Genomic DNA, 22,651 nt, shown 5'->3' on the forward strand with positions numbered 1-22,651 from the left:
GTTGTTTGGCTGTTTTCGTTCACGTTATAATTTAAATAACATAGACTTAAATGCTTAGGCTTTTGCTTTAGGCATTTGCGATACCATTGATAAATTGATATCCATTCCTTCAATTTGAAAATGTGGAACCAAGAATGTTTTTACTCTAAAGAATCCTGGATTATCCTCAATATCTTCAACAATTACTTGTGCTTGACGTAGTGGATGCGAAGCCTGAACTTCATCACTTGGATCAGTCATTTCAGTTACTAAATTATTGATCCACTTATTAAGTTCTAGCTCTAAGACTCGGCGATCTTTAGTCGCACCGATATTTTCACGTTGAATAACTTTTAGGTAATGTGCAATACGTGAAAGTAGGAAAATATAAGGTAAACGTGAGTTAATACGGCTATTTGCAGTTGCTTCTTTTGTTTCGTATTGTGCTGGTTTCTGAGTAGAGTTAGCAGAGAAAAAGCAAGCATAGTCACGATTTTTATAGAATGATAGTGGTATAAAGCCTAAGTTTGCAAATTCAAATTCACGTGTTTCTGGAATCAATACTTCTGTTGGAATTTTCATTTGATTGCCTGTACCTAAATCATATAAATGAATAGGAAGATCTTCAACTAAACCACCAGCTTGCGGACCACGAATTTGAACACACCAACCATTACTTATAAAACTTTGTACCATGTTGGCTGCAAATGCGAATGATGCATTAGCCCATAAATAACGATCATGATCTGGACCTTTTACGTCTTCAATATAATTGAAACTACGAACGGGAACTGTTTCTGGACCATAAGGTAAACGAGCTAATACGCGTGGAAGAGTCAGACCGATATAACGTGAGTCATCGGTTTCTCTAAAACTATTCCATTTAGTATATTCTGCACGATCGAAATAGTTAGCAATATCTTTGATCGCCGCCACTTCTTCCATATTTTCTTTACCAAAGAATTTAGGCCCTACTGAAGCTAAAAATGGCATATGAGCTGCTGCTGCAACCTTAGATACATTACGTAACAACGCAATATCTTGCGGACCACGATCAAATTCATAGTTAGAAATAGTTACGCCTAAAGGTTCGCCCCCTGGGGTATCATATTCTTGGATATAAGTATGACGATAGAAACCAGTTTGGTTAATTTCTGGCGCGTCTTCAAAATCTTGCCGTAAATCATCTTTCGAAACGTCTAACAATTCAATTTTTACATTACGACGGAAATCAGTGCGGTCAACTAAGAATTTTAATCCTCTCCATGTTGATTCAATTTCTTGGAACTCAGGATGATGCATGATTGCATCTAATTGTCGACTCAACTTTTGATCAATTTGACTGATATGATAATCTAAAAGATGTTTATCTAATTTTTCAATTTTTTGCGAAGAATCTTGGATTAATTTTAATAAGATATTGACCGCCATTGTGACACGTTCATCTGGCGAAGATTCTGATAAGGTATCATTATCTTCGTATTTGTCCATATCTTGTGCTTTCGCAACAGGATTTAAGTTGATTTTATTAAATAAAGATTGATATACACTATTGGCATCTTGTGTAACTGTTTGAGCTGACTGATTTGCTTTTTGTTCTGACATAGTTTTATTCCTTAATTTAATCAAACTCCGATTATTCCACTTAAATAAATTAATTAACTTAGTTATCTGTTTTTCGATTAGTTAAATAATTTAACAAAGAACAACGAGCCTTATTCTTGGGTGCTTTGTGCAACGATATTTTTTAGCTCTGCGCGAAGTTCATCGGACAATTGTTCATCTTTGACAATTTTTTCCAACTCATGACGAAATGTCGCATTATCCATCAAGTTAGATTTCAGATCTCTTAATAGATTTCGCATAGCAAGCAATGAACGTAATTGAGGAATTTTTTTAGCTACTTGTTCAGGAGTAAAATCACTCATTGATTGGAAATCAAGTTTAACATTAACTTCCGAACCGTCATCAGCCATAGTATTAGGAACTGAAATAGTAGCTTGAGGATTTAACTCTTTTAATACCGCATCAAAGTTATTTTTGTTAATGGACACTTTTTGTTTTTCAGCAAGTGGTCTATGGTCTTTACCGTGGCTGTAATCACCCATAGCTAGAATTTTTAGTGGAAGTTCAACTTTCTTCTGAGCCCCGCCAGTATGTAGATCTAATTGAATGTTAACGCGAGAGGCTGGCACTTCATTTTGATAGCTGTTTGACATATCTATTCCTCATGATTTATAAAATTGTTTAGATTACGCAACGTATATCCTAGTGAGTCTATAGAACATAGAAAGTCAGAACAACTGTACTAACGTGTAATAAAATGATTATGTTTTTATCTAATTTTATAAAAACTTATTATTTTCTATTCAATTAATGATAAAATAAAGTGCAAAATTATTATAAAAACCATTTTGGAATTTAAACTTATTTGTCTAAAAAACACCCACATCTTTAGCGATAAGGAAAGCTTTTTTTGCATTACTTACCTCAAGCTTACGATTAATTCTACTCATGTGGAATTTTACTGTTCTTTCAGCAATACCAAGTGATTCAGCAATGTCTTTATATATAAGCCCATCACAACCTAATTTTAAAACCTGTTTTTCTTTTGATGAAAGTAATAAATGGATTTTATTTCGATAATATTCAGATTGTTTCTTTTGGCTTAAATACAAATCAAAGAGGTCAATTAGTAGAATTAATAATTCTGCTTTTTTTGACTCCAAAAATTCAATTGTTATTTGGGTATCGTCATCACAAGTGATATTCAATAAAGCTAAATTTCCTAACGCATCATGAACAGCAAAAGTATAACCATCATGAATACCATATTTTTTGGCTAATTTGAAAAAGAGATTATCTTCAGTGTCAATACTTTGCATTAAATAATGCCATGAGAATGGTTTGACTGTAATGCGAGCATAATTGACGATGGGATCGGTATTATATAATTTTTTATTTTGATAAATATTTAACCATTTTTGTGGGTAAGTAGAAATAATATCGGGTGGAAAAACTAAATTGCGATCGAAAAATAAATATTGATAATACTTAATATTAAATTCTGCTAATTTTGTATTTAATTCATTTTGAAAATTTGTATTCAATTTGACATCCTTTTTTATTATTTTAAGCCAAAATAGATCTCTAATTTTTAATAATTTTATGTATGATTTATTTTCAAAGAATGATTGATATTGTTTTTATTAAAGAGATAGTTGTAAAAAATTTTATATATTTTCAGTTATCATAATACTTTAAAAACTAATAAAAAACACGTTTAATCAATTAAACGTGTTTTTTGGTTATTGAAATTTAAATTTCTAAATAGTCTAAAATGCCTTCTGCAGCTTTACGACCTTCAGCAATAGCCGTGACAACTAAGTCAGAACCACGCACTGCGTCACCACCAGCAAACACTTTTGGATTTGAAGTTTGATAACCGTGATCTTGCGGGGCAATAATTCTTCCTTTATCATCCAGATTGATATTATGTTCAGCAAGCCACGGCATACTATGTGGTTTAAAACCGAAAGCGATAATAACCGCATCGGCTGGTAAAATGAATTCAGAATCTTTAATTACCACAGCAGTACGGCGTCCGTTTATATCTGGTTCACCAAGTTCGGTTTTCACCATTTTAATGCCTGTCACTTTTCCTTGATCGTCCACTTCAATGCTAAGAGGTTGTACATTGAATAAGAATGAAGCGCCTTCTTCTCTGGCATTTTTAACTTCACGTTTCGATCCCGGCATGTTTGCCTCATCACGTCGGTAGGCACAGGTAACTTCTGTTGCGCCTTGACGAATTGATGTACGTACACAGTCCATAGCCGTGTCACCGCCACCAAGAACAATGACACGTTTATTTTTCATATCGACATATGGACTGCCTTCTGATTGCTGGTGTTGCATAATATGTTTAGTATTGGCTATTAAGAATGGTAAAGCTTCATATACCCCTTGCGCATCTTCATTCACTAGTCCACCACGCATTGATTGATATGTACCTGTACCAATAAATACAGCATCAAATTCATCAAGAATGGATTTTAAGGAAATATCTTTACCAACTTCAGTATTTAAACGAAATTCAATGCCCATTTCGCTGAATATTTTGCGACGATTAACTAAAACTGATTTGTCTAATTTAAAAGCTGGGATACCAAAAGTTAATAACCCTCCAATCTCTGGATGACGATCGAAAACAACGGGTTTAATCCCATTACGTACTAATACATCAGCACAAGCTAGCCCTGCCGGACCTGCACCAATAATTGCTACACGTTCGCCACTCATTTCTACGTTATTAACGGTTGGTCGCCAACCTAATTTGAACGCCTCATCAGTTATATAACGTTCAATATTACCAATAGTAACAGCGCCAAATTCCGAACTTAGCGTACAAGACCCCTCGCATAAACGATCTTGTGGACAAACTCGTCCACAAATTTCAGGTAAACTGTTAGTTTGATGACAAAGTTCTGCCGCCTCTAGTATTTGTCCTTCATTCACTAATTTTAACCAGTTAGGAATGTAATTATGGACTGGGCATTTCCATTCACAATAAGGGTTACCACAAGCTAGGCAACGCTCTGCTTGGGCGGTAGCTTGTGATGGGGAGAATCCTTCATAAATTTCAACAAATTCGATTTTTCTAAGGTTTAACGATTTTTTGGGTGGATCAACACGTTGTAAATCGATAAATTGATAAACATTTCGACTCATTTTTTATTCTCCTTATTGCACCTGTACTCGTAATTCATCCACCGAACGACTACGATGCCCGAGTAACGCTTTAACATCACTTGATTTTGGTTTAACTAAAACAAATTGTTGTACATATTTTTGCCAGTTTTCCAAAATTGTCTCAGCGCGTGATGAATGAGTCAATTGGGCATGCTCCATAATTAAACCACGTAAATGTTCCTCTAAAATGGAGTAGTTGGCAACCTCAAGTTTTTCAACTAAATCTTTATTCATTCGTTGATCAAATTCACCATCTTCATCCAGAATATAGGCAAATCCTCCCGTCATACCGGCACCAAAATTAACGCCTGTTTTACCCAACACGCAAACTATGCCACTCGTCATATATTCACAACCATTATCACCAATTCCTTCAACAACACTGATTGCACCTGAATTACGCACTGCAAAACGTTCGCCAGCCTTACCTGCTGCAAATAACTTACCGCCTGTAGCGCCATATAAACAAGTATTACCAATAATCGTAGCTTCATGACTTAAGAATGCAGAGCCAATCGGTGGTAAAATAACGATTCTTCCACCTGCCATACCTTTTCCAACATAGTCATTAGCGTCGCCAGTTAAAGTTAGCTCGACGCCACTTGCGTTCCAGACCCCGAAACTCTGTCCAGCAGTACCATTGAAATTCAATTTTATCGGTTGTTCAGTCAAACTTTGGTCACCATATTTTTGGGCTATATAACCCGATAATGTCGCACCGACTGAACGATCGGTATTTTGAATATCAAAATGAAAGGTTTTCGATTGTTTATTATCGACCGCATCTTTCGCCTGCTGCATAATTTGATGATTTAATTTACCCTGATCAAAAGGTGTATTTATTTCCGTGTGATGCACGGCACATCCAGCTAGCGGTGTCGCAGCAATTAATAAATCTGATAAATTAAGTTTGTTTTGTTTAGCGGTTATACCATCCAATTCCTCAAGTAAATCAGTTCGACCAATTAAATCTGTAATTTTACTTACACCAAGTTGCGCCATAATTTCGCGTGTTTCTTGTGCAATAAATCGGAAATAATTCATCGCTTTTTCAGGTAAGCCATGATAATGATCTTGACGTAGTTTTTCATCCTGAGTCGCCACGCCAGTTGCACAGTTGTTTAGGTGACAAATACGTAAATATTTACAGCCTAAGGCTACCATTGGTCCTGTACCAAAACCAAAACTCTCTGCCCCTAAAATGGCTGCTTTAATAATATCTAATCCAGTTTTTAATCCACCATCTACCTGTAAACGAATTTTGTGACGTAGACCGTTAGCAACAAGTGCTTGTTGGGTTTCAACTAATCCTAATTCCCAAGGCGAACCTGCATATTTTACTGATGTTAATGGGCTTGCCCCGGTACCTCCATCATAACCAGAAATCGTTATCATATCAGCATAAGCCTTAGCAACACCTGTTGCAATGGTTCCCACGCCTGGTTCAGAAACTAACTTAACGGAAATCATGGCTTTTGGATTGATTTGCTTCAAATCAAAAATAAGTTGTGCTAAATCTTCGATTGAATAAATATCGTGATGTGGAGGTGGCGAAATTAATGTGACACCTGGTACTGAGAAACGTAATTTAGCTATATAAGGCGTTACTTTATCACCCGGTAACTGTCCACCTTCTCCCGGTTTTGCTCCTTGAGCAACTTTTATTTGAATCACATCCGCACTCATTAGATATCCTGGCGTTACGCCAAAACGACCAGAAGCGACCTGCTTAATACGAGAAACTTTATTCGTATTGTAACGTGCAGGATCTTCGCCGCCTTCACCAGAGTTAGAATAACCCCCTAATGTATTCATCGCTTGTGCTAGTGATTCGTGCGCTTCAGGACTTAATGCACCAATTGACATCGCAGCTGAATCAAAACGTTTAAATAAAGCTTCACAAGGTTCAACTTGATCAAGTGAGATAGCCTTTTCTTGATCTATTTTCAATTTTAATAAATCACGAAAAGTTGCTACAGGTCTATTATTAACCTCTTTCGCATATTGCTTGTAATCATCATAATTGCCGTTATTGACTGCTTTTTGCAACTTCTGAACTACATCAGGATTATAAGCATGATATTCTCCACCATGGATATATTTGAGTAATCCGCCTTGTTCTAAAGGTTTGCGTTTTAACCAAGCACGTTTTGAAAGATTAAAGAGATCTTGTTGGAAATCCTCAAAGTTTGCTCCACTAATTCGACTTGTTACACCAGCAAAACAAGCCTTAACGACATCCTCATGAAGACCTACTGCTTCAAATAATTTAGCACAACGATAAGAAGCAATAGTGGATATCCCCATTTTCGACATTATTTTGTATAGTCCCTTATTAATGCCATTTCGATAATTCAACATTACACTACGATAATTTTTATTAATCGTACCATGGTCGATCATTTGAGCTAATGTTTCATAGACTAAGTAAGGATAAACGGCTGTCGCGCCAAAACCGATTAACACTGCAAATTGGTGTGGGTCACGGCAACTAGCAGTTTCAACAATGATGTTTGCATCACAACGTAAATTTTGTTCAACTAGACGTTGTTGAACCGCGCCGACTGCCATTGGGGCTGGTATCGGTAAACGATCTGCGGCAATATTTTTATCTGATAAAACTAATAAAACTGCACCTGCTCGGACTTTGTTTTCTGCATCGCCACAAAGCTGCTCAATAGCATCACTTAAACTACCATCTATTTCATAAGTAATATCTAACACATCTGTTTGATAATATTTTGATTCCAGAGTCGTTAATTGTTGGAAATCAGAATATAACAATACAGGTGATTTAAACGATACGCGATGTGCTTGGCCTTCTGCTTCCGCAAACACATTCATTTCTCGACCAATACTGGTTGCCAACGACATAACATGTGCTTCACGTAGCGGATCGATAGGTGGATTCGTTACTTGCGCGAATTTTTGGCGGAAATAATCATAAATTATTCGTGGACGGCTGGAAAGTACCGCAAATGGTGTATCATCACCCATTGAACCGGTCGCTTCATAGCCATTTTCACCTAATACACGTAACACTTGATCCAGTTCTTCAAAAGAATAACCAAATTGTTTCTGGTAAGTAGCTAATGTAACATCATCAAAATTTCTTTGGCCAAGATGTTCGTCAGGCAAATCTTCATAAGGGGTGAGTCGTTTAACATTTTTACTCATCCAAACTTTATAAGGATGACGTTTTTGTAAATCGTTATCTGTTTCTTCCGATTGTAGGATGCGTCCTTTTTCTGTATCGATTACCATAAGTTCGCCAGGTCCTACTCGACCTTTTTTCACCACTTCATCTGGCTGATAGTCCCAAATACCAATCTCGGAGGCACAAGTAATGAGTCCATCTGAGGTTATGACATAACGAGCAGGTCGCAGCCCATTACGATCTAGACAACAAGCAGCATAACGACCGTCAGAAAGAACAATTCCCGCCGGACCATCCCAAGGTTCCATATGCATTGAGTTAAAGTCAAAGAATGCACGCAGATCTTCGTTCATATCAGGATTGTTTTGCCATGCTGGCGGAACAAGTAAGCGCATTGCCCGCACAATATCCATTCCACCCACTAAAAAAAGTTCTAACATGTTATCTAATGAACTAGAATCTGAACCTGTTACATTTACAAAAGGTGCTGCATCTTGTAAATCTGGGATGAGTGGGGTTTTAAATTTATATGAACGTGCTTTTGCCCATTGGCGATTGCCTTCAATCGTATTAATTTCACCGTTATGTGCTAAATGACGAAATGGTTGAGCCAATGGCCATTTTGGTAGTGTATTAGTTGAAAAACGTTGGTGGAAAAGACAGATTGACGTTTCCATACGTAAATCAGCTAAATCAAGGTAGAATCGAGGTAAATCTTTAGGCATACATAAGCCTTTGTATATATTGACCTGATTTGAAAAACTGCAAACATAAAACGTTTGATCGTTAACACGTTTTTCAATACGACGTCGTACCATAAATAAACGTCGTTCTAAGTCAATAGTACTCCAACCCGCCGGTGCATTGATGAAGACTTGTTCTATTCTAGGTAGTGAAGATAATGCAATTTCACCTAAAACACTAATATCAATCGGCACATTTCGCCAACCAACTAATGACAGTGTTTCTTTTAATAATTCTTCTTCAATAATTTCGCGACTAATTTGTGCTTCATGTTCATCTTGACTGAGAAATAACATTCCAACAGCATAATTGGTAGCTAAACGCCAGCCAGCTTCTTGTGCAACTAATCGAAAAAACCGATCTGGTTTTTGTAGTAATAAACCACAACCGTCACCGGTCTTACCGTCAGATAAAATAGCACCACGGTGTTGCATTCTCGCCAAACCATGAATTGCTGTACGCACCACTTTGTGACTTTGTTTGCCTTCTATGTGGGCAATTAACCCAAAACCACAATTGTCTTTATCATGATGCTGATCATATAACATATATCATTGCCTCTTAATCATTTTAATTTTGTGATCGCCTGTTAGTAGCACTGGATTCAATGCACTGATACCGCGATGTTGAATCAGAAATTAACAGTAAAAAATAGCTCCGGTCAAATAAATTCTACTTATAAGTCAAGATTTTAATAAGGTCTAAGTGGGTATTAATGGAATTAATGACTTTTTGACATATTAGATATGCAATTTTAATAAAAATTGACACTGTTTCAAATTAAAACACTTTTTATTTGAATTTAAAATTAGACCTTGCGAAAAAGACTAATTCAGCTAGTATGTGCTCAAATTTTATAGTTAGAAACATTAATTACCCTATTTTTATGCAATTACATTTAGTCGTTAACACTTTTGGTGCAGATCTTGCCCGTCGCTACGGCGAAAAAATTTACAAATTGACATTACATGGTGGTTTTAGCTGCCCTAATCGTGATGGTGAATTAGGTAAAGGCGGTTGTACATTTTGTAATGTTGCATCCATTATTGACGAATCAATTCAAGTTAAGTCTATTTCAGAACAATTAACGCTTCAAGCAGAACAAATGAAAAAATCGAAGCGTTATTTAGCCTATTTCCAAGCCTATACCAGTACTTACGCCGAAGTTACAACGCTAAAGATGATGTATGAAGAAGCGCTTAAAAATGCTGATATTGTTGGGTTGTGTGTCGGCACTCGTCCAGATTGTGTGCCAGATGCTGCTTTAGATCTTTTAGCTAGCTATCAGGATCAAGGTTATGAAGTTTGGTTGGAATTAGGTTTACAAACTTCAAATAATAAAACCTTGCATGAGATTAATCGCGGTCATAGTTATGAAGATTATCATTTAACAACTCAAAAAGCTCGAAAATTAGGAATTAAGGTCTGTACCCATTTGATTGTGGGATTACCTAAAGAAACGAAGCAGGATTGCTTTAATACCTTAAATCAGGTGTTAGATACCGGCGTAGATGGACTAAAATTGCACCCGTTACATATTGTTGAAGGCAGTATTATGGCAAAAGCTTGGCGAGCGGGTCGACAATCGGTATTAAGTTTAGATGAATACGTGGACATTGCTGGAGATCTTATTCGCCACACACCTAAAGCGATCTTGTTCCATCGTATCTCAGCCAATGCCCGAAAACCAACTTTACTTGCACCTGATTGGTGCGCTAATCATTGGCAATCAATGAATGCAGTTGATCACAATTTACGCCAATTCGGTGTTCAAGGCAGTGCTATAGGGGATAGTTACTGTTATATATCATCTAATTAATGTTGCTTATGTAATATACAGCGCAAATCCTCACCTACCATGACTACCGATTTAAATTGGAATTGAGGGGCATTAGCGAGTAAGTTTAGCGTCGGCAAAACGGCTAGATTTTGTGCATTATGCCCTAACAATTTGGGTGCATAATAAATAATTAATTCATCAACTAGATTTTGCTCGATGAGTGCCCCCGCTAAGTGAGCTCCAGCTTCAATCCAAATAGAATTAAGTTGTTTCTTACCACATTCTTCAAATAACCAATTTAAATCAATATGATCTTTACCCTTGTTATCAAGTAGCAAATGGCAATTCGCGTGAGGTAATTTACGGGGAAATTTTGTTGCTAACCAAATCTCACCGTATTGTTGAAATAGATTTTCATTACCACTAAGTTGGTTTTGACTATCAATAATTATTCGTATTGGTTGCCGTAATAGCGTTTGAGGATATATTGCTCTTATTTCTGGTGGTAATTCATCATAGCGGACTGTCAAACTAGCGTCATCACGGGTAACAGTTTTATGGGTACTTAAAATAGCACTCGCTTGAGCTCGAAACACTTGGACATCTTGTCGCGCCTTCTCAGACGTTATCCATTTGCTTTCGCCCGATGCCATAGCAATTTTACCATCTAACGATGCAGCAAGTTTCAATTGGATGTAAGGCATTCCTGTACGCATCCGTTTAAAAAAAGCGCGATTTAGATGTTCAGCCATATCAGCACAAAGCCCTACTTCCACTATTATGCCTGCATGACGCAAGCGCGCTATACCTTGTCCAGATACTTGTGGATTAGGATCTTGCATTGCTACGACCACTCGCCTAATTCCTGCCTGAATTAATGCATCAGCACAAGGTGGAGTTCTACCAAAATGGCTACATGGCTCAAGTGTGACATAGGCAGTGGCATTGATTGCCAATTCACCTGCTTGCTGTAAAGCATAGACTTCGGCATGAGGTTGCCCGGCTTTTTGATGATAACCTGTGCCAACAATATTATTATCTTTAACAATGACACAACCAACACAAGGATTCGGCGCTGTAGTAAAGCGACCTCGTTCAGCCAAATTGATAGCCAATGTCATAAACTCAAGATCGCGATCGCTAAAAAATGAAGAATAATTCATGACTGTTTCTATTGTAATTTCGCTATTTCTTTACTAAATTGTTCAATATCATCAAAACTGAAATAAACAGAAGCAAAGCGAATATAAGCCACTTTATCTAAGTTCTTCAATTCTTCAATGACAAAATCACCAATTAATTTTGTTGGAACCTCACGTTCACCCGTTGCCCGTAATTTAGATTTGATACGCATTACTGCATCCTCAATTGCATCAGAACTCACAGGTCGTTTTTCGAGTGCTCGTTTCATTCCATTACGTAATTTTTCATCGTTAAAAGGTTCACGTACTTTATTACTTTTTATTACATTAGGCATGATAAGTTCAGCAACTTCAAACGTCGTAAACCGTTCATTACAGACGCTACATTGTCTTCTGCGCCGAACTTCACATCCATCACGAACTAAACGCGAATCGATCACCTTGCTATCATCAGCATTACAAAATGGACAATGCATTCTTGTTCTCCGTTATTATGCCTTCTTCCATAATACAATAGCTTAGATAACAATTTTTAACAATAGTTTGTACAATAGGTTGTGACCTAGATTAGATTTATATAACAACTCGATAATAAAAAGGGGAATTGCTAAACATTTCCCCTTTAAATCTCAATTTACCAATCCAGTTTTTGTAAGAAATCTTTTAACTTTGTGAAATCATCAGGCATGACATGTGAAAGTAGTGGCATATCTGCACGATCAGCTAATTCTTTTGGTAAGTTTATTGATTTACCGAGAATGTTTTCAACGACTTCTTTGAATTTAGCTGGGTGAGCAGTTCCTAAAAATAGTCCATATTCACCTGCTTGTAATTGATCTCTTAAAACACGATAGGCGATTGCACCATGAGGTTCAGAAAGGTAACCTTTTTTATCAAGTTCACGCACTGTTTCGCTAGCAACTTCATCAGATACACTACCATGACCAAGCGATTTTAGTACCCAGCCTTCTCTTTTATAGATTTCTTCAATCCGAGGCCAGTTGTTTGGTTGACTAACATCCATTGCATTAGAGATGGTTGCTACAGTTTTATGCGGTTCCCATTTACCAGTTTCTAAATATCTAGGCACAGTATCATTAGCATTAGTAGCTGCAATAAAGCGTTTAATTGGTAATCCCATAGCTTTGGCAAGCAATCCAGCGGTTAGATCTCCAAAATTACCACTAGGTACAGAAATAACTAATTGTTCACGTTGTTTTGCAGTTAATTGTGCAAATGCTTCAAAATAATAACAAATTTGTGCTAATAACCGACTGATATTAATGGAATTAGCTGAATTTAATCCAATTTGTTTTTTTAGCTCTGCATCATCAAATGATTTTTTAACTAGTGCTTGGCAAGCATCAAAATCACTTTGAATTGCAATCGTGTGAATATTATCACCTAAGGTACAAAAGAGTTTTTCCTGCAATGGACTAATTTTACCTTGCGGATATAAGATAACGACGCGAATATTCGGTAAATGATAAAAAGCATGTGCGACTGCTGCTCCTGTATCACCGGAAGTTGCCGTTAAGATCGTGATTTGTTTATCAGAAGCTACTTGTACAAGCGCTTGAGCCATAAAACGACCACCAAAGTCTTTAAATGCTAAAGTAGGACCATGATATAGCTCCAGTGAACCAATATCCGACTCTACCGCTTTTACAGGTGCTGGAAATTGGAATGCGTTGTTTACTAAACGTAATACATCATCATAACTGATTTCATCACCAATAAAAGCCGATAAGATTTTTGCGCTACGTGTTGTAAAATCAAGCTTCAATAAAGACTTAATTTCATCAGCGGTAAATTTCGGTAGCTCTTGAGGAAAAAATAATCCTTGCCCTTTACCTAAACCTTGTTGTACAGCTTGTGAAAAACTGACCTGTTCCGAATGATCTTTTAAATTGTATAGTTTCATATTTATGTTCCGATTTTACCTATTTATTCAGTGGTATCTTTTTCGAACTACTGAGTTATATATTACTGTCACAATGTAAAACTAAATCACTCTGGCTCCCTGCGGATCAATTTTACAAATGTGGGTAAAGCCTTCATCATTTTGTAAATAATGCGCTTTTAACCAAAGTTCAACTTGCTGTGCGATAACTAAGTCATCAGTTACAACATAAATTGTAGGACCTGAACCTGAGATACCTGAGGCTAAAGCTCCTAATTGTTTTACCGATTGTTGGGTTGCATCAAAATTTGGCAAGAATTTTTTACGATAAGGCTCGGCGATATTATCGTATAACATCGCAGCAGCTAATTGTGGTTGCTGAGTGTAACAAGCATGGACAAATCCACCCACATATCGACCATGTGCAACGCAATCTTGTTTTTTATATTGTGCAGGTAATATGGCTCTGGCTTCGGCGGTTGAGACTTTAATGCCAGGATAAGCCATTACCCAGTACCATTGATCAAAATGAGGAATAGACTGACTGATAATTCCCACTTCATCTATGATAAGTTGCATACCACCTAAATAACATGGGGCGATATTATCATAATGGACACTTCCTGAAATGCGTCCTTCTAATTCTCCCATCATGTAAAGTAATTGATTTTCATTAAAAGGTTTATCGAAGTATTCATTTAAAGCCACTAATGCACCAACAACCGAGCAGGCGCTCGATCCTAAACCGGAACCTATTGGCATATTTTTTTCTAACGTCATGGCTACAGGCATTTCTTTATCCATTTCTTGACAAAAACGTTGCCAACATTGATAAACGATATTGAGCTTTGGATCTTTAGGCAGCTTTTTAGCAAAAGCACCTTTATTACTTAGATGAAATTTTTCAGCCGATTCAATGGTAATACAATCGCCCAACATCTTACCGCTAATGGGACTAATTGCAGCACCAAGAATATCGAAACCAACACTGATGTTCGCCATTGATGCTGGCGCATAGACTTTAATCTTTTTACTCATTTAACCACCAATTTTGCTTGAAGTTGTGCGTAAAATATCCGCAAATACCCCTGCTGCTGTTACATCATTACCTGCCCCGTATCCGCGTAAAACTAATGGAATAGGTTGATAATAACGTGTATAAAAAGCTAATGCATTTTCACCATTTTTTATTTTATAAAGTGGATCGTCGCTATCAACCGCTTGAATTTTAACACTACATTGTCCATTTTCAATACTACCAACATAACGTAAAACCTTGCCTAACTTTGTTGCTTCTGCTACGCGGGTTTTAAATTGCTCATCAAGTTCGGGTAATTTCTCCATAAAAGTTTTAACGTCACCTTGTGAATACGATTCTGGAAGTACTGACTCTACTTTTATTTGTTCCAATTCTAGTTTTAATCCTGATTCACGAGCTAAAATTAACAGCTTTCTTGCCACGTCTGTTCCAGATAAATCGTCTCTCGGATCTGGTTCCGTAAAACCTTTTTCTTTAGCCAATTTAGTTGCTTCAGATAATGACATACCTTCATCAAGTTTACCAAATATAAACGATAATGAACCGGATAAAATTCCTGAAAAACGGATCAATTCATCACCGGCATTAAAGAGATTTTGTAAGTTTTCTATTACCGGTAATCCAGCGCCAACATTGGTGTCGTACTGGAATTTACGTTTACTTTTAGCTGCTTCATGACGTAGGCGTAAATAGTAGTCCATAGAACTGGTATTAGCTTTTTTATTTGGTGTAACAACATGAAAACCGTTAGCTAGAAAATCAGCATACTTATCTGCAACATCTCCGCTGGAAGTACAATCGACTAAGATAGGATTAAGTAAACGATTATCTTTCGCAAAATCAATAATTTTATCTAATGTATACGTTTCCTTACTCTGTTTTATTTGCTCACGCCAATCAGTGAGATCGATACCATCTCGATTTAAAATGCAGTGTTTTGAATTAATTAAACCGCAAACTCGTAAATCAATCTGTTTATTTTTAAGCCAATGTTGTTGACGAGCTATTTGATCAAGCAATGTACCGCCTACGCCACCTACTCCGACAACAAACACATCCAAAATTTGATCGGTACCAAATAACATTTGATGTGCAACACGTACCCCTATGACAGCCACATCATTATCTACCACAACAGAAATGGAGCGTTCTGATGAACCTTGGGCGATAGCAACAATGTTAATATTGGCTCTAGCGAGTGCAGTAAAGAAATTAGCCGATAAACCACGTAGTGTCCGCATGCCATCACCAACAACCGATATAATGGCTAATTTTTCTTTTATTTCAATCGGTTCAAGTAAGCCATCTTTTAATTCTAAATAAAATTCATCACTTAATGCCTCTTGTGCACGATATAATTCTTCATGGTGAACACAAAAACTGATGCTATATTCAGATGAGGATTGAGTAATTAATACGACTGAAATACCGGCATAAGACATCGCAGAAAACACACGCGCTGACATGCCTACCATTCCTTTTAATCCTGGTCCAGAGACATTTATCATTGCCATGTTATTTAAATTAGTAATACCTTTAACTGGCGTTGATAAGTCCACGGAATTTGAACCAATGAGGGTACCCGGCGCATCAGGATTATTAGTATTTTTAATTAAACAGGGAATTTGGAATTGAGCAATCGGTAGGATAGTACGTGGATGTAATACTTTGGCACCAAAATATGAAAGTTCCATCGCTTCTTGATATGACAGTGTTTTAAGCAATCTAGCATCTGGAACTAAACGTGGATCACAAGTGTATACTCCATCAACGTCTGTCCATATTTCACAACTATTCGCCCGTAGACAAGCGGCTAAAACTGATGCTGAATAGTCAGAACCATTACGCCCTAGTACCACTAATTCACCTTTTTCGTTTCCTGCGGTGAAACCAGGCATTAGAATGATATCATTTTTTGCAATATTCATGGCTTGAATACGCTGGGTTGATTCATTAATATCTACTGTTGATTCAAGATAACCGCCATCAGCAAGTAAAGCTTCAACTGGATTAATCACAGTAACGCTATGTCCTCTCGCGGTCAAAAAAGCCTTCATAATGGCGATTGATAACTTTTCCCCCCGACAAATGATTGAGGCATTAATACTATCAGGACATTGACCTAATAAACGGATGCCATGTAAGAGCTGTTTAAGTAAACTAAGTTCATTTCGGGTGAATAATTTTAACTCTTCATAAGCAAAATTAGGTTGCGCCTCGAATAATCCACTTAGTAAGTCATCAAAAATTTTCTCTACTTCATAGGTATTACTATCAATATTAAGACCTGCAACAGTTTTATCTACCATAGCAACTAAATGATTAGTAATTTTTGCAGGTGCAGATAAAACGGTGGCCGTTTGCTCCTGTTTCGAATTATTTTCAATTATTTCAGCAACACGAAGAAAACGCTGCGCATTAGCTACGGAAGTTCCGCCAAATTTTAAGACTTTCATATCGCACCTTTTTATTTTTCCACTAAATGGGTATTTGTTAAAAAATTATTTGATTATGCCTTATTGCATAATATTAACTCTCTGCTTTGCCTTGTGTTATAACGCCAGTAAAAATAGACAATTATTATTAAAACGCACTAACCAACTAATTTAGATATAAAAAAACCCGCTTTCTGGCGGGTTGTTAGGTTTTTCTTAAGGAAAAATCAACCCGCTCCGTTACTAATGGTGCCAGAGGTAATAATAATCATGTTAATTATCATTGTGGTTATCATTTTCCAAAACCTGCTTTTAAATCTTATAAGTTGAAAAAAAAACAGCCCGACATTTAAAGTCAGGCTGTAGATTAAAATACTTTTTTGCTATTCTCGTATTCGTTTATGACACGATTTAATGCTTGATATAAATACGCTCCATCCGCTTTTTTCAATGCTTCATCCAATATCTTAAGATAAGACAACATTAATTTTTGATTATCTTCAGCAAATTGCGGGGAAACTTCCTGATCTTCATATAACATGACATAAGTGCGAGCAAAACCAAAAATTAGGAAATACACTGAAGCATTATTAGGATCTTCATGAATTAACTTTTGCATTGCCTTTCGCAATTTAACATAAGAATCTGTACCAGGAAGGCTATCAGCAAATGTATTAACTACCTCAGTAAATGTCATTATTCATAAACCCCAATTTATTTTTTTATGACAAAAGAATATCAATCACTGAACATAAGTGCAAGTGGATTTTATTACTATAATGTCATTTTTTATGACCATCTATAATTTATGATTACTAAAGTATTCAGTAAAAATTAATAGCCAACCAAATTAAGAATAATCAGCTACACTGCAATGTTAATAAATCCGATTCAGAATAAGAAATCAAAATATCTTTAATATATAGGTTTTATGATTAAGCTTATACTGAATTTTAATTAACAAGTTATTATATTATTACATGTTTTTTATGACTTTTAATCCACCTGATGCTTGGGCTGTTGGCATAATTTCAATATTATTGACATTAAAATGCTTGGGAGAATTTACCAACCATGAGACAGTATTAGCAATATCCTCAGGCTTAATAAATTCCACACCTTGATAGACCGCGGCGGCTTGTTTACCATTACCATGGAATCGAACATTAGAAAATTCCGTATTTCCACATAATCCCGGCTCAATATTGGTAACTCTTATTTTTTTACCTAACAAATCGGTCCGTAAATTGGCACTAAATTGTTTAACAAATGCTTTGGTGGCACCATAAACATTACCACCTTGATAAGCATAGTTACCCGCAGTTGATCCTAGATTGATTATATAACCGCTATTACGTTTAACCATTTCAGGCAAAATAATACGTGTTAAATGCATCAATCCGATAATGTTAGTATTAACCATTATTTCCCAATCAGCATAATTTGCTTCATAGGCAGGTTCCATTCCTAAAGCTAAACCTGCATTATTAATTAAAATATCAATTGGCTTGAATTTGTCAGGTAAACTTAATAATAAATTTTCAACTGCATCCTTTTTAGTGACATCTAATTGGAATGGAAGAAAATTATCGTCGAGTTGTCTAGCAAGTTCAGACAACTTATCTACCCGTCTAGCAGCACCGATGACCTTGTACCCATCTGCAATCAATTTTTGGCAAATCGCTTTGCCAAATCCTGAAGATGCCCCTGTAACTAATACCGTATTCATAATCACACCACCAATAAAATTATGCTTATAGTGGATTAATTATATGCTGATAATAAAATGAATTAAACCAATTACATCAAAATGGGTCTCATCATTATTAATAAGAAATTTACTGTTTTACCATTACTCATAAATAAAATTATTGGTAATTATTGACGTGTTGGCTTGAACAGTATTTTCATAATAAATAATATTTGGCGACCAATTAATTCTAATTTAAGCTATTCATATTTAATATTTGAAGTATGGGAGTAATTTATGGCTATCGTTTATGTGGCCTTAGGTGCCAATTTAGGCGATCCGTTACAACAGGCTGAAAATGCAATTGCAGCTATTGAGCAAATACCGCAAACTAGTGTTATCAAAATCTCACCGTTTTATCGCAGTAAGCCTCTTGGTCCACAAGATCAACCTGACTATTTGAATGCTGTAATTAAAATTATTTCTGAATTATCGCCCTTAGCACTTCTGAAAGCTCTACAAACAATAGAATTAAATCTTGGGAGAGTAAGAAAAGCAAATCGTTGGGGACCTAGAACGCTAGATTTAGATATTCTGTTATATGATAACCAAGTGATCCAGAGCGAAGAATTAACTATTCCACATTATGATATGTATAATCGCGAATTTGTTCTTTATCCATTATTTGATATTGCGCCCGATCTGATTTTGCCAAATCAAGTTCCTTTAAAAATACTAATTAACAAAGTGCCAATTAATAATATGACGTTTTGGTGAAACTAGATAGGTTTAATTATATTCAATAAGATTAACCTATTGATTTTATTGATAATTATTTACATCCATCGTTTTTTATCTTTCTCCTCCTGACAAGAATGAGTTATGACAATATTTTTTCATCATTTTAACAATTAATTGATTGCTATTAATCTAGACAAACTAATTTTTATTTTTAGTAAAAATAGTTAAAAACGATTTGATAAAGCAAAAATTGTTGATATAGTTTAGCGTTTTAAATTTCTTATGTAGGAGATCGGGATGACAAAGGAACCAAAAATCAATACTTCTTCCTTAAGTCTATTAGCTATGGCGGGTCTAACGCCTTATCAAGAAGCTAAAGATGAAGAGTATATGAATCCAAAGCAACTGAAGCATTTTCGTCTTATTCTTGAAACTTGGTTAAAACAACTTCGTGGTGAAATGGGTAAAACCGTTACTCATATGCAAGATGAGGCTGCTAATTTCCCTGATCCCGCTGATAGAGCAACGCAAGAAGAGGAATTCAGTCTAGAGCTTAGAGCGCGTGACCGGGAACGTAAATTGATAAAGAAAATCGAAAAAACCTTATTAAAAATTGAGAATGACGATTTCGGTTTCTGTGATTCTTGTGGTGTTGAAATCGGCATTAAACGTTTAGAGGCAAGACCAACAGCTGATCTTTGTATTGACTGTAAAACGCTTGCTGAATTACGTGAAAAGCAAATGGGAATATAATATTATTCCGTCAATATAATATTGGCGGATAATCTTATAAACATATTTAATATATTTATGTGTTGGCTATGAGTAATGTTGGCCGTTTTGCACCATCCCCATCAGGGTTATTACATTTTGGCTCATTGATTACTGCACTTGCTAGTTATCTACAAGCAAAATCTAATAATGGGGAATGGTTAGTAAGAATCGAAGATATTGATCCCCCACGCGAAGTGGTTGGCGCAGCACAAAAAATTCTGTTTACTCTTGAACAATTTGGGTTACATTGGGACAGAGATGTTCTTTATCAATCAAATCGCTTGACGATATATCAAGATATTATTAATACTCTTTTAAAAAACAAATTAGCTTATTATTGTAACTGTACCCGCCAGCGTATTCATGGTTTAATTAATCATACATATGATAACCATTGCCGTCATTTGCAATTATCAACAACAACGCAGCAACCAATGGCGGTAAGAATCAAACAGACGTCATCAATTGATAGTTTTATTGATGGGATTCGAGGAAAACAAACTATCATGTCAAATGATGCATCTGAAGATTTTATTATTTATCGAAAAGATGGATTAATTGCTTATAATTTAGCAGTGGTAATAGATGATCATTATCAAGGTGTGACCGAAATTGTCAGAGGTGCAGATTTACTTTCTGTGACGTTTAAACAACTTTCTCTATATCAGTTGTTTAATTTTACCGTGCCACATTATTATCATTTACCATTAGCCTTGAATTCTGATCGACGAAAATTATCAAAACAAAATCATGCACAACCTATTTCCACCAATAATGTTCGTCAACTCACTGTAGATGCCTTACGTTTTTTAGGTCAATCAATCCCAGATAATTGGCAAGATGCATCTCAAGAGCAATTATTACAATGGGCGATAGACCACTGGCAAATTAAGGATATACCAAAAAACGATAAACTCATTTCTTCATTATAATTAAACAATTAAATTAATTATTGTGAATTTAATTTAGCTGATCATGGCTAATAATATTAAGAGTTAGTGTTTACTAACCTCCTATACTAGCAAGATTATTATTAATGCCGGTTTGATGCTGATGAAGATAATGGGTAGGTGGTTTTATTTTTAATGTTGTTAGAATCCGTTGCTTTAATAGATTAGATTGTGATTCATGTTGAAGTAAATCTCGTAAATCAACAGCACTATCACCAAATAAACAATAATGTAATTTCCCCATTGACGAAACTCTTAATCTATTACAATTATTACAAAAATTCTTGCTATAAGGCATAATCAAACCAATTTTACCCATAAAATCGTCATGATGATAAACTTTAGCAGGACCAGCTAATGGCTTAGAAGGTAACAATTGCCAACCTTGTTCAATTAATTGCTGTTCCATAGCGCTTCCTGAACAATGGTATTTTCGAAAATGTTCACTCCCTTCTCCTGTTTCCATTAGTTCAATAAATCGCAATTCAATTGGATAATATTTAATCCAATTAAGAAATGGTGTTAAATTATCATTAATTCCTTTCATTAACACCGTGTTAACTTTGACCTTATTCATACCGATACTGAGTGATTTATCGATACCATCAATAATATGTTGTAACTTATTTTCCCCTGTTATCATTTGAAAAATATGCGGTACAAAACTATCAATGCTGACATTTAAAGAAGTTAACCCTGCTTTTTTCCATTCTGGTATGTGTTTTAACAAACGACTACCGTTAGTAGTCAATGCAATTTCCACAATTGACTTATTTTGTGATATCAATGAAAGAATATCGGTAAAATCGCGCCTTAATGTGGGTTCACCACCTGTTAATCGTATTTTTCTCACTCCTAAATCACTAAATGTCTTAACTAGGTGATCGATTTCTTTTAGAGACAAGAACTTGTGATGGCCATTGGTAGCATAACCTTCAGGTAAACAATATTGACAACGAAAATTACACAATTCGGTTAGCGACAAACGTAAATATTGAAACCGCCGCTGATAATTATCAATTAATAATGAATCAGCCAAAGAATTTTGCATCAAAAACACCTTTCCAAATAGGTAACAAAAATAGAAATATTGGCACTTCAATGATCATAACGTGAAACGCAGTTTATCAATCGAATTTATTAATGAATATTTGACGTTTTTTATTTTGGTTCAACCTTACCATAGACGAGTTAGTTATGATAGCGAATATTCAAATATTGTTATCATATTTGAATGATAATCACTCAATTATCAATATTTAAAATGCGCTAAATTGCGATAATCTTTGTATATTTGTAATAAAATAATAGGGTTTAATAACGTTTTCATGTAGTATACCCATAGGCAATAGCATAAACATTTTAATTTTCTTGCTATCCATGCCTGAAATGATAATAATATATCTGGAATAATTTTCTTATAATGCGGCAATGGCATCAGACATTATAAGTAATTAATTGAATTTAAATAAATTTTATTAACACATGAAGTTTGTAGAATAACAAATTGGCTAGAGTACATTTTAAAGATAGTACAATTGAATTGATAAGTAAATCAGGTCTAA

General features: G+C 35.6%; 17 protein-coding genes. 4 read left to right on the forward strand and 13 right to left on the reverse strand.

Going from position 1 to position 22,651, the window contains the following annotated elements; all coding sequences use genetic code 11:
- Nucleotides 1-54: 54 nt before the first annotated feature.
- The 5 genes from tssC to gltB form a co-directional block, all read right to left on the reverse strand.
- Complete coding sequence (gene tssC, locus FPB0191_RS09660; RefSeq protein WP_039105670.1) at nucleotides 55-1,584, reverse strand: type VI secretion system contractile sheath large subunit; 1,530 nt, start codon at nucleotides 1,582-1,584, stop codon at nucleotides 55-57.
- Nucleotides 1,585-1,694: 110 nt separating this feature from the next.
- The gene (gene tssB, locus FPB0191_RS09665) at nucleotides 1,695-2,198 is read right to left on the reverse strand and encodes a type VI secretion system contractile sheath small subunit (RefSeq protein WP_039105671.1); all 504 of its coding nucleotides are present in this window, start codon (nucleotides 2,196-2,198) and stop codon (nucleotides 1,695-1,697) included.
- Nucleotides 2,199-2,414: 216 nt separating this feature from the next.
- Nucleotides 2,415-3,089 carry a helix-turn-helix transcriptional regulator gene (locus FPB0191_RS09670; protein ID WP_039105673.1) on the reverse strand — a complete coding sequence of 225 codons (675 nt, stop codon included), beginning with the start codon at nucleotides 3,087-3,089 and terminating at the stop codon, nucleotides 2,415-2,417.
- 208 nt (nucleotides 3,090-3,297) lie between these two features.
- Nucleotides 3,298-4,710 carry an FAD-dependent oxidoreductase gene (locus tag FPB0191_RS09675; protein WP_039105675.1) on the reverse strand — a complete coding sequence of 471 codons (1,413 nt, stop codon included), beginning with the start codon at nucleotides 4,708-4,710 and terminating at the stop codon, nucleotides 3,298-3,300.
- A 12-nt stretch (nucleotides 4,711-4,722) separates the two neighbouring features.
- Complete coding sequence (gene gltB, locus FPB0191_RS09680) at nucleotides 4,723-9,180, reverse strand: glutamate synthase large subunit (RefSeq protein ID WP_039105676.1); 4,458 nt, start codon at nucleotides 9,178-9,180, stop codon at nucleotides 4,723-4,725.
- A gap of 338 nt (nucleotides 9,181-9,518) precedes the next feature.
- Here gltB and mnmL point away from each other — a divergent pair, with 338 nt between their 5' ends.
- Nucleotides 9,519-10,451, forward strand: a complete 933-nt coding sequence (gene mnmL / locus FPB0191_RS09685; protein ID WP_039105677.1) for a tRNA modification radical SAM protein MnmL/YtqA — start codon at nucleotides 9,519-9,521, stop codon at nucleotides 10,449-10,451.
- Here the strand turns inward: mnmL and ribD are convergent.
- The 7 genes from ribD to FPB0191_RS09720 form a co-directional block, all read right to left on the reverse strand.
- Nucleotides 10,448-11,575, reverse strand: a complete 1,128-nt coding sequence (gene ribD, locus FPB0191_RS09690; RefSeq protein WP_039105678.1) for a bifunctional diaminohydroxyphosphoribosylaminopyrimidine deaminase/5-amino-6-(5-phosphoribosylamino)uracil reductase RibD — start codon at nucleotides 11,573-11,575, stop codon at nucleotides 10,448-10,450. The two genes, mnmL and ribD, sit on opposite strands and share 4 nt — an antisense overlap.
- A gap of 8 nt (nucleotides 11,576-11,583) precedes the next feature.
- A complete protein-coding gene (gene nrdR, locus FPB0191_RS09695; protein ID WP_039105679.1) occupies nucleotides 11,584-12,030 on the reverse strand; it encodes a transcriptional regulator NrdR in 447 nt (148 codons plus the stop codon).
- A 158-nt stretch (nucleotides 12,031-12,188) separates the two neighbouring features.
- Nucleotides 12,189-13,478, reverse strand: coding sequence for a threonine synthase (gene thrC, locus FPB0191_RS09700; protein WP_039105680.1), 1,290 nt, complete (start codon nucleotides 13,476-13,478; stop codon nucleotides 12,189-12,191).
- Between the two features lie 81 nt (nucleotides 13,479-13,559).
- Nucleotides 13,560-14,495 carry a homoserine kinase gene (gene thrB, locus FPB0191_RS09705; protein ID WP_039105681.1) on the reverse strand — a complete coding sequence of 312 codons (936 nt, stop codon included), beginning with the start codon at nucleotides 14,493-14,495 and terminating at the stop codon, nucleotides 13,560-13,562.
- Nucleotides 14,496-16,952 (reverse strand): bifunctional aspartate kinase/homoserine dehydrogenase I, encoded by a 2,457-nt coding sequence (gene thrA / locus FPB0191_RS09710; protein WP_039105682.1) that lies wholly within the window; start codon nucleotides 16,950-16,952, stop codon nucleotides 14,496-14,498.
- Between the two features lie 346 nt (nucleotides 16,953-17,298).
- Nucleotides 17,299-17,628 (reverse strand): hypothetical protein, encoded by a 330-nt coding sequence (locus FPB0191_RS09715; RefSeq protein ID WP_039105683.1) that lies wholly within the window; start codon nucleotides 17,626-17,628, stop codon nucleotides 17,299-17,301.
- A gap of 279 nt (nucleotides 17,629-17,907) precedes the next feature.
- Nucleotides 17,908-18,660: an SDR family NAD(P)-dependent oxidoreductase gene (locus FPB0191_RS09720; protein ID WP_039105684.1), complete on the reverse strand. Its 753-nt coding sequence runs from the start codon at nucleotides 18,658-18,660 to the stop codon at nucleotides 17,908-17,910.
- 258 nt (nucleotides 18,661-18,918) lie between these two features.
- On the opposite strand from FPB0191_RS09720, the gene folK reads away from it, so the two are divergent.
- From folK to gluQRS, 3 genes are all read left to right on the forward strand, one after another.
- Entirely contained in the window at nucleotides 18,919-19,398 is a 480-nt protein-coding gene (folK, locus tag FPB0191_RS09725; protein WP_039105685.1) for a 2-amino-4-hydroxy-6-hydroxymethyldihydropteridine diphosphokinase, read from the forward strand.
- Between the two features lie 261 nt (nucleotides 19,399-19,659).
- Nucleotides 19,660-20,115: an RNA polymerase-binding protein DksA gene (gene dksA / locus FPB0191_RS09730; protein WP_039105686.1), complete on the forward strand. Its 456-nt coding sequence runs from the start codon at nucleotides 19,660-19,662 to the stop codon at nucleotides 20,113-20,115.
- A gap of 68 nt (nucleotides 20,116-20,183) precedes the next feature.
- Entirely contained in the window at nucleotides 20,184-21,068 is an 885-nt protein-coding gene (gene gluQRS, locus FPB0191_RS09735; RefSeq protein ID WP_039105687.1) for a tRNA glutamyl-Q(34) synthetase GluQRS, read from the forward strand.
- A gap of 73 nt (nucleotides 21,069-21,141) precedes the next feature.
- Here gluQRS and moaA read toward each other — a convergent pair whose 3' ends face one another.
- Entirely contained in the window at nucleotides 21,142-22,137 is a 996-nt protein-coding gene (moaA, locus tag FPB0191_RS09740; RefSeq protein ID WP_039105688.1) for a GTP 3',8-cyclase MoaA, read from the reverse strand.
- Nucleotides 22,138-22,651: the final 514 nt, after the last annotated feature.

Origin of the sequence: Frischella perrara, assembly GCF_000807275.1 — a bacterium.
In the GTDB taxonomy this organism is placed as follows: Bacteria; Pseudomonadota; Gammaproteobacteria; order Enterobacterales; family Orbaceae; genus Frischella; species Frischella perrara.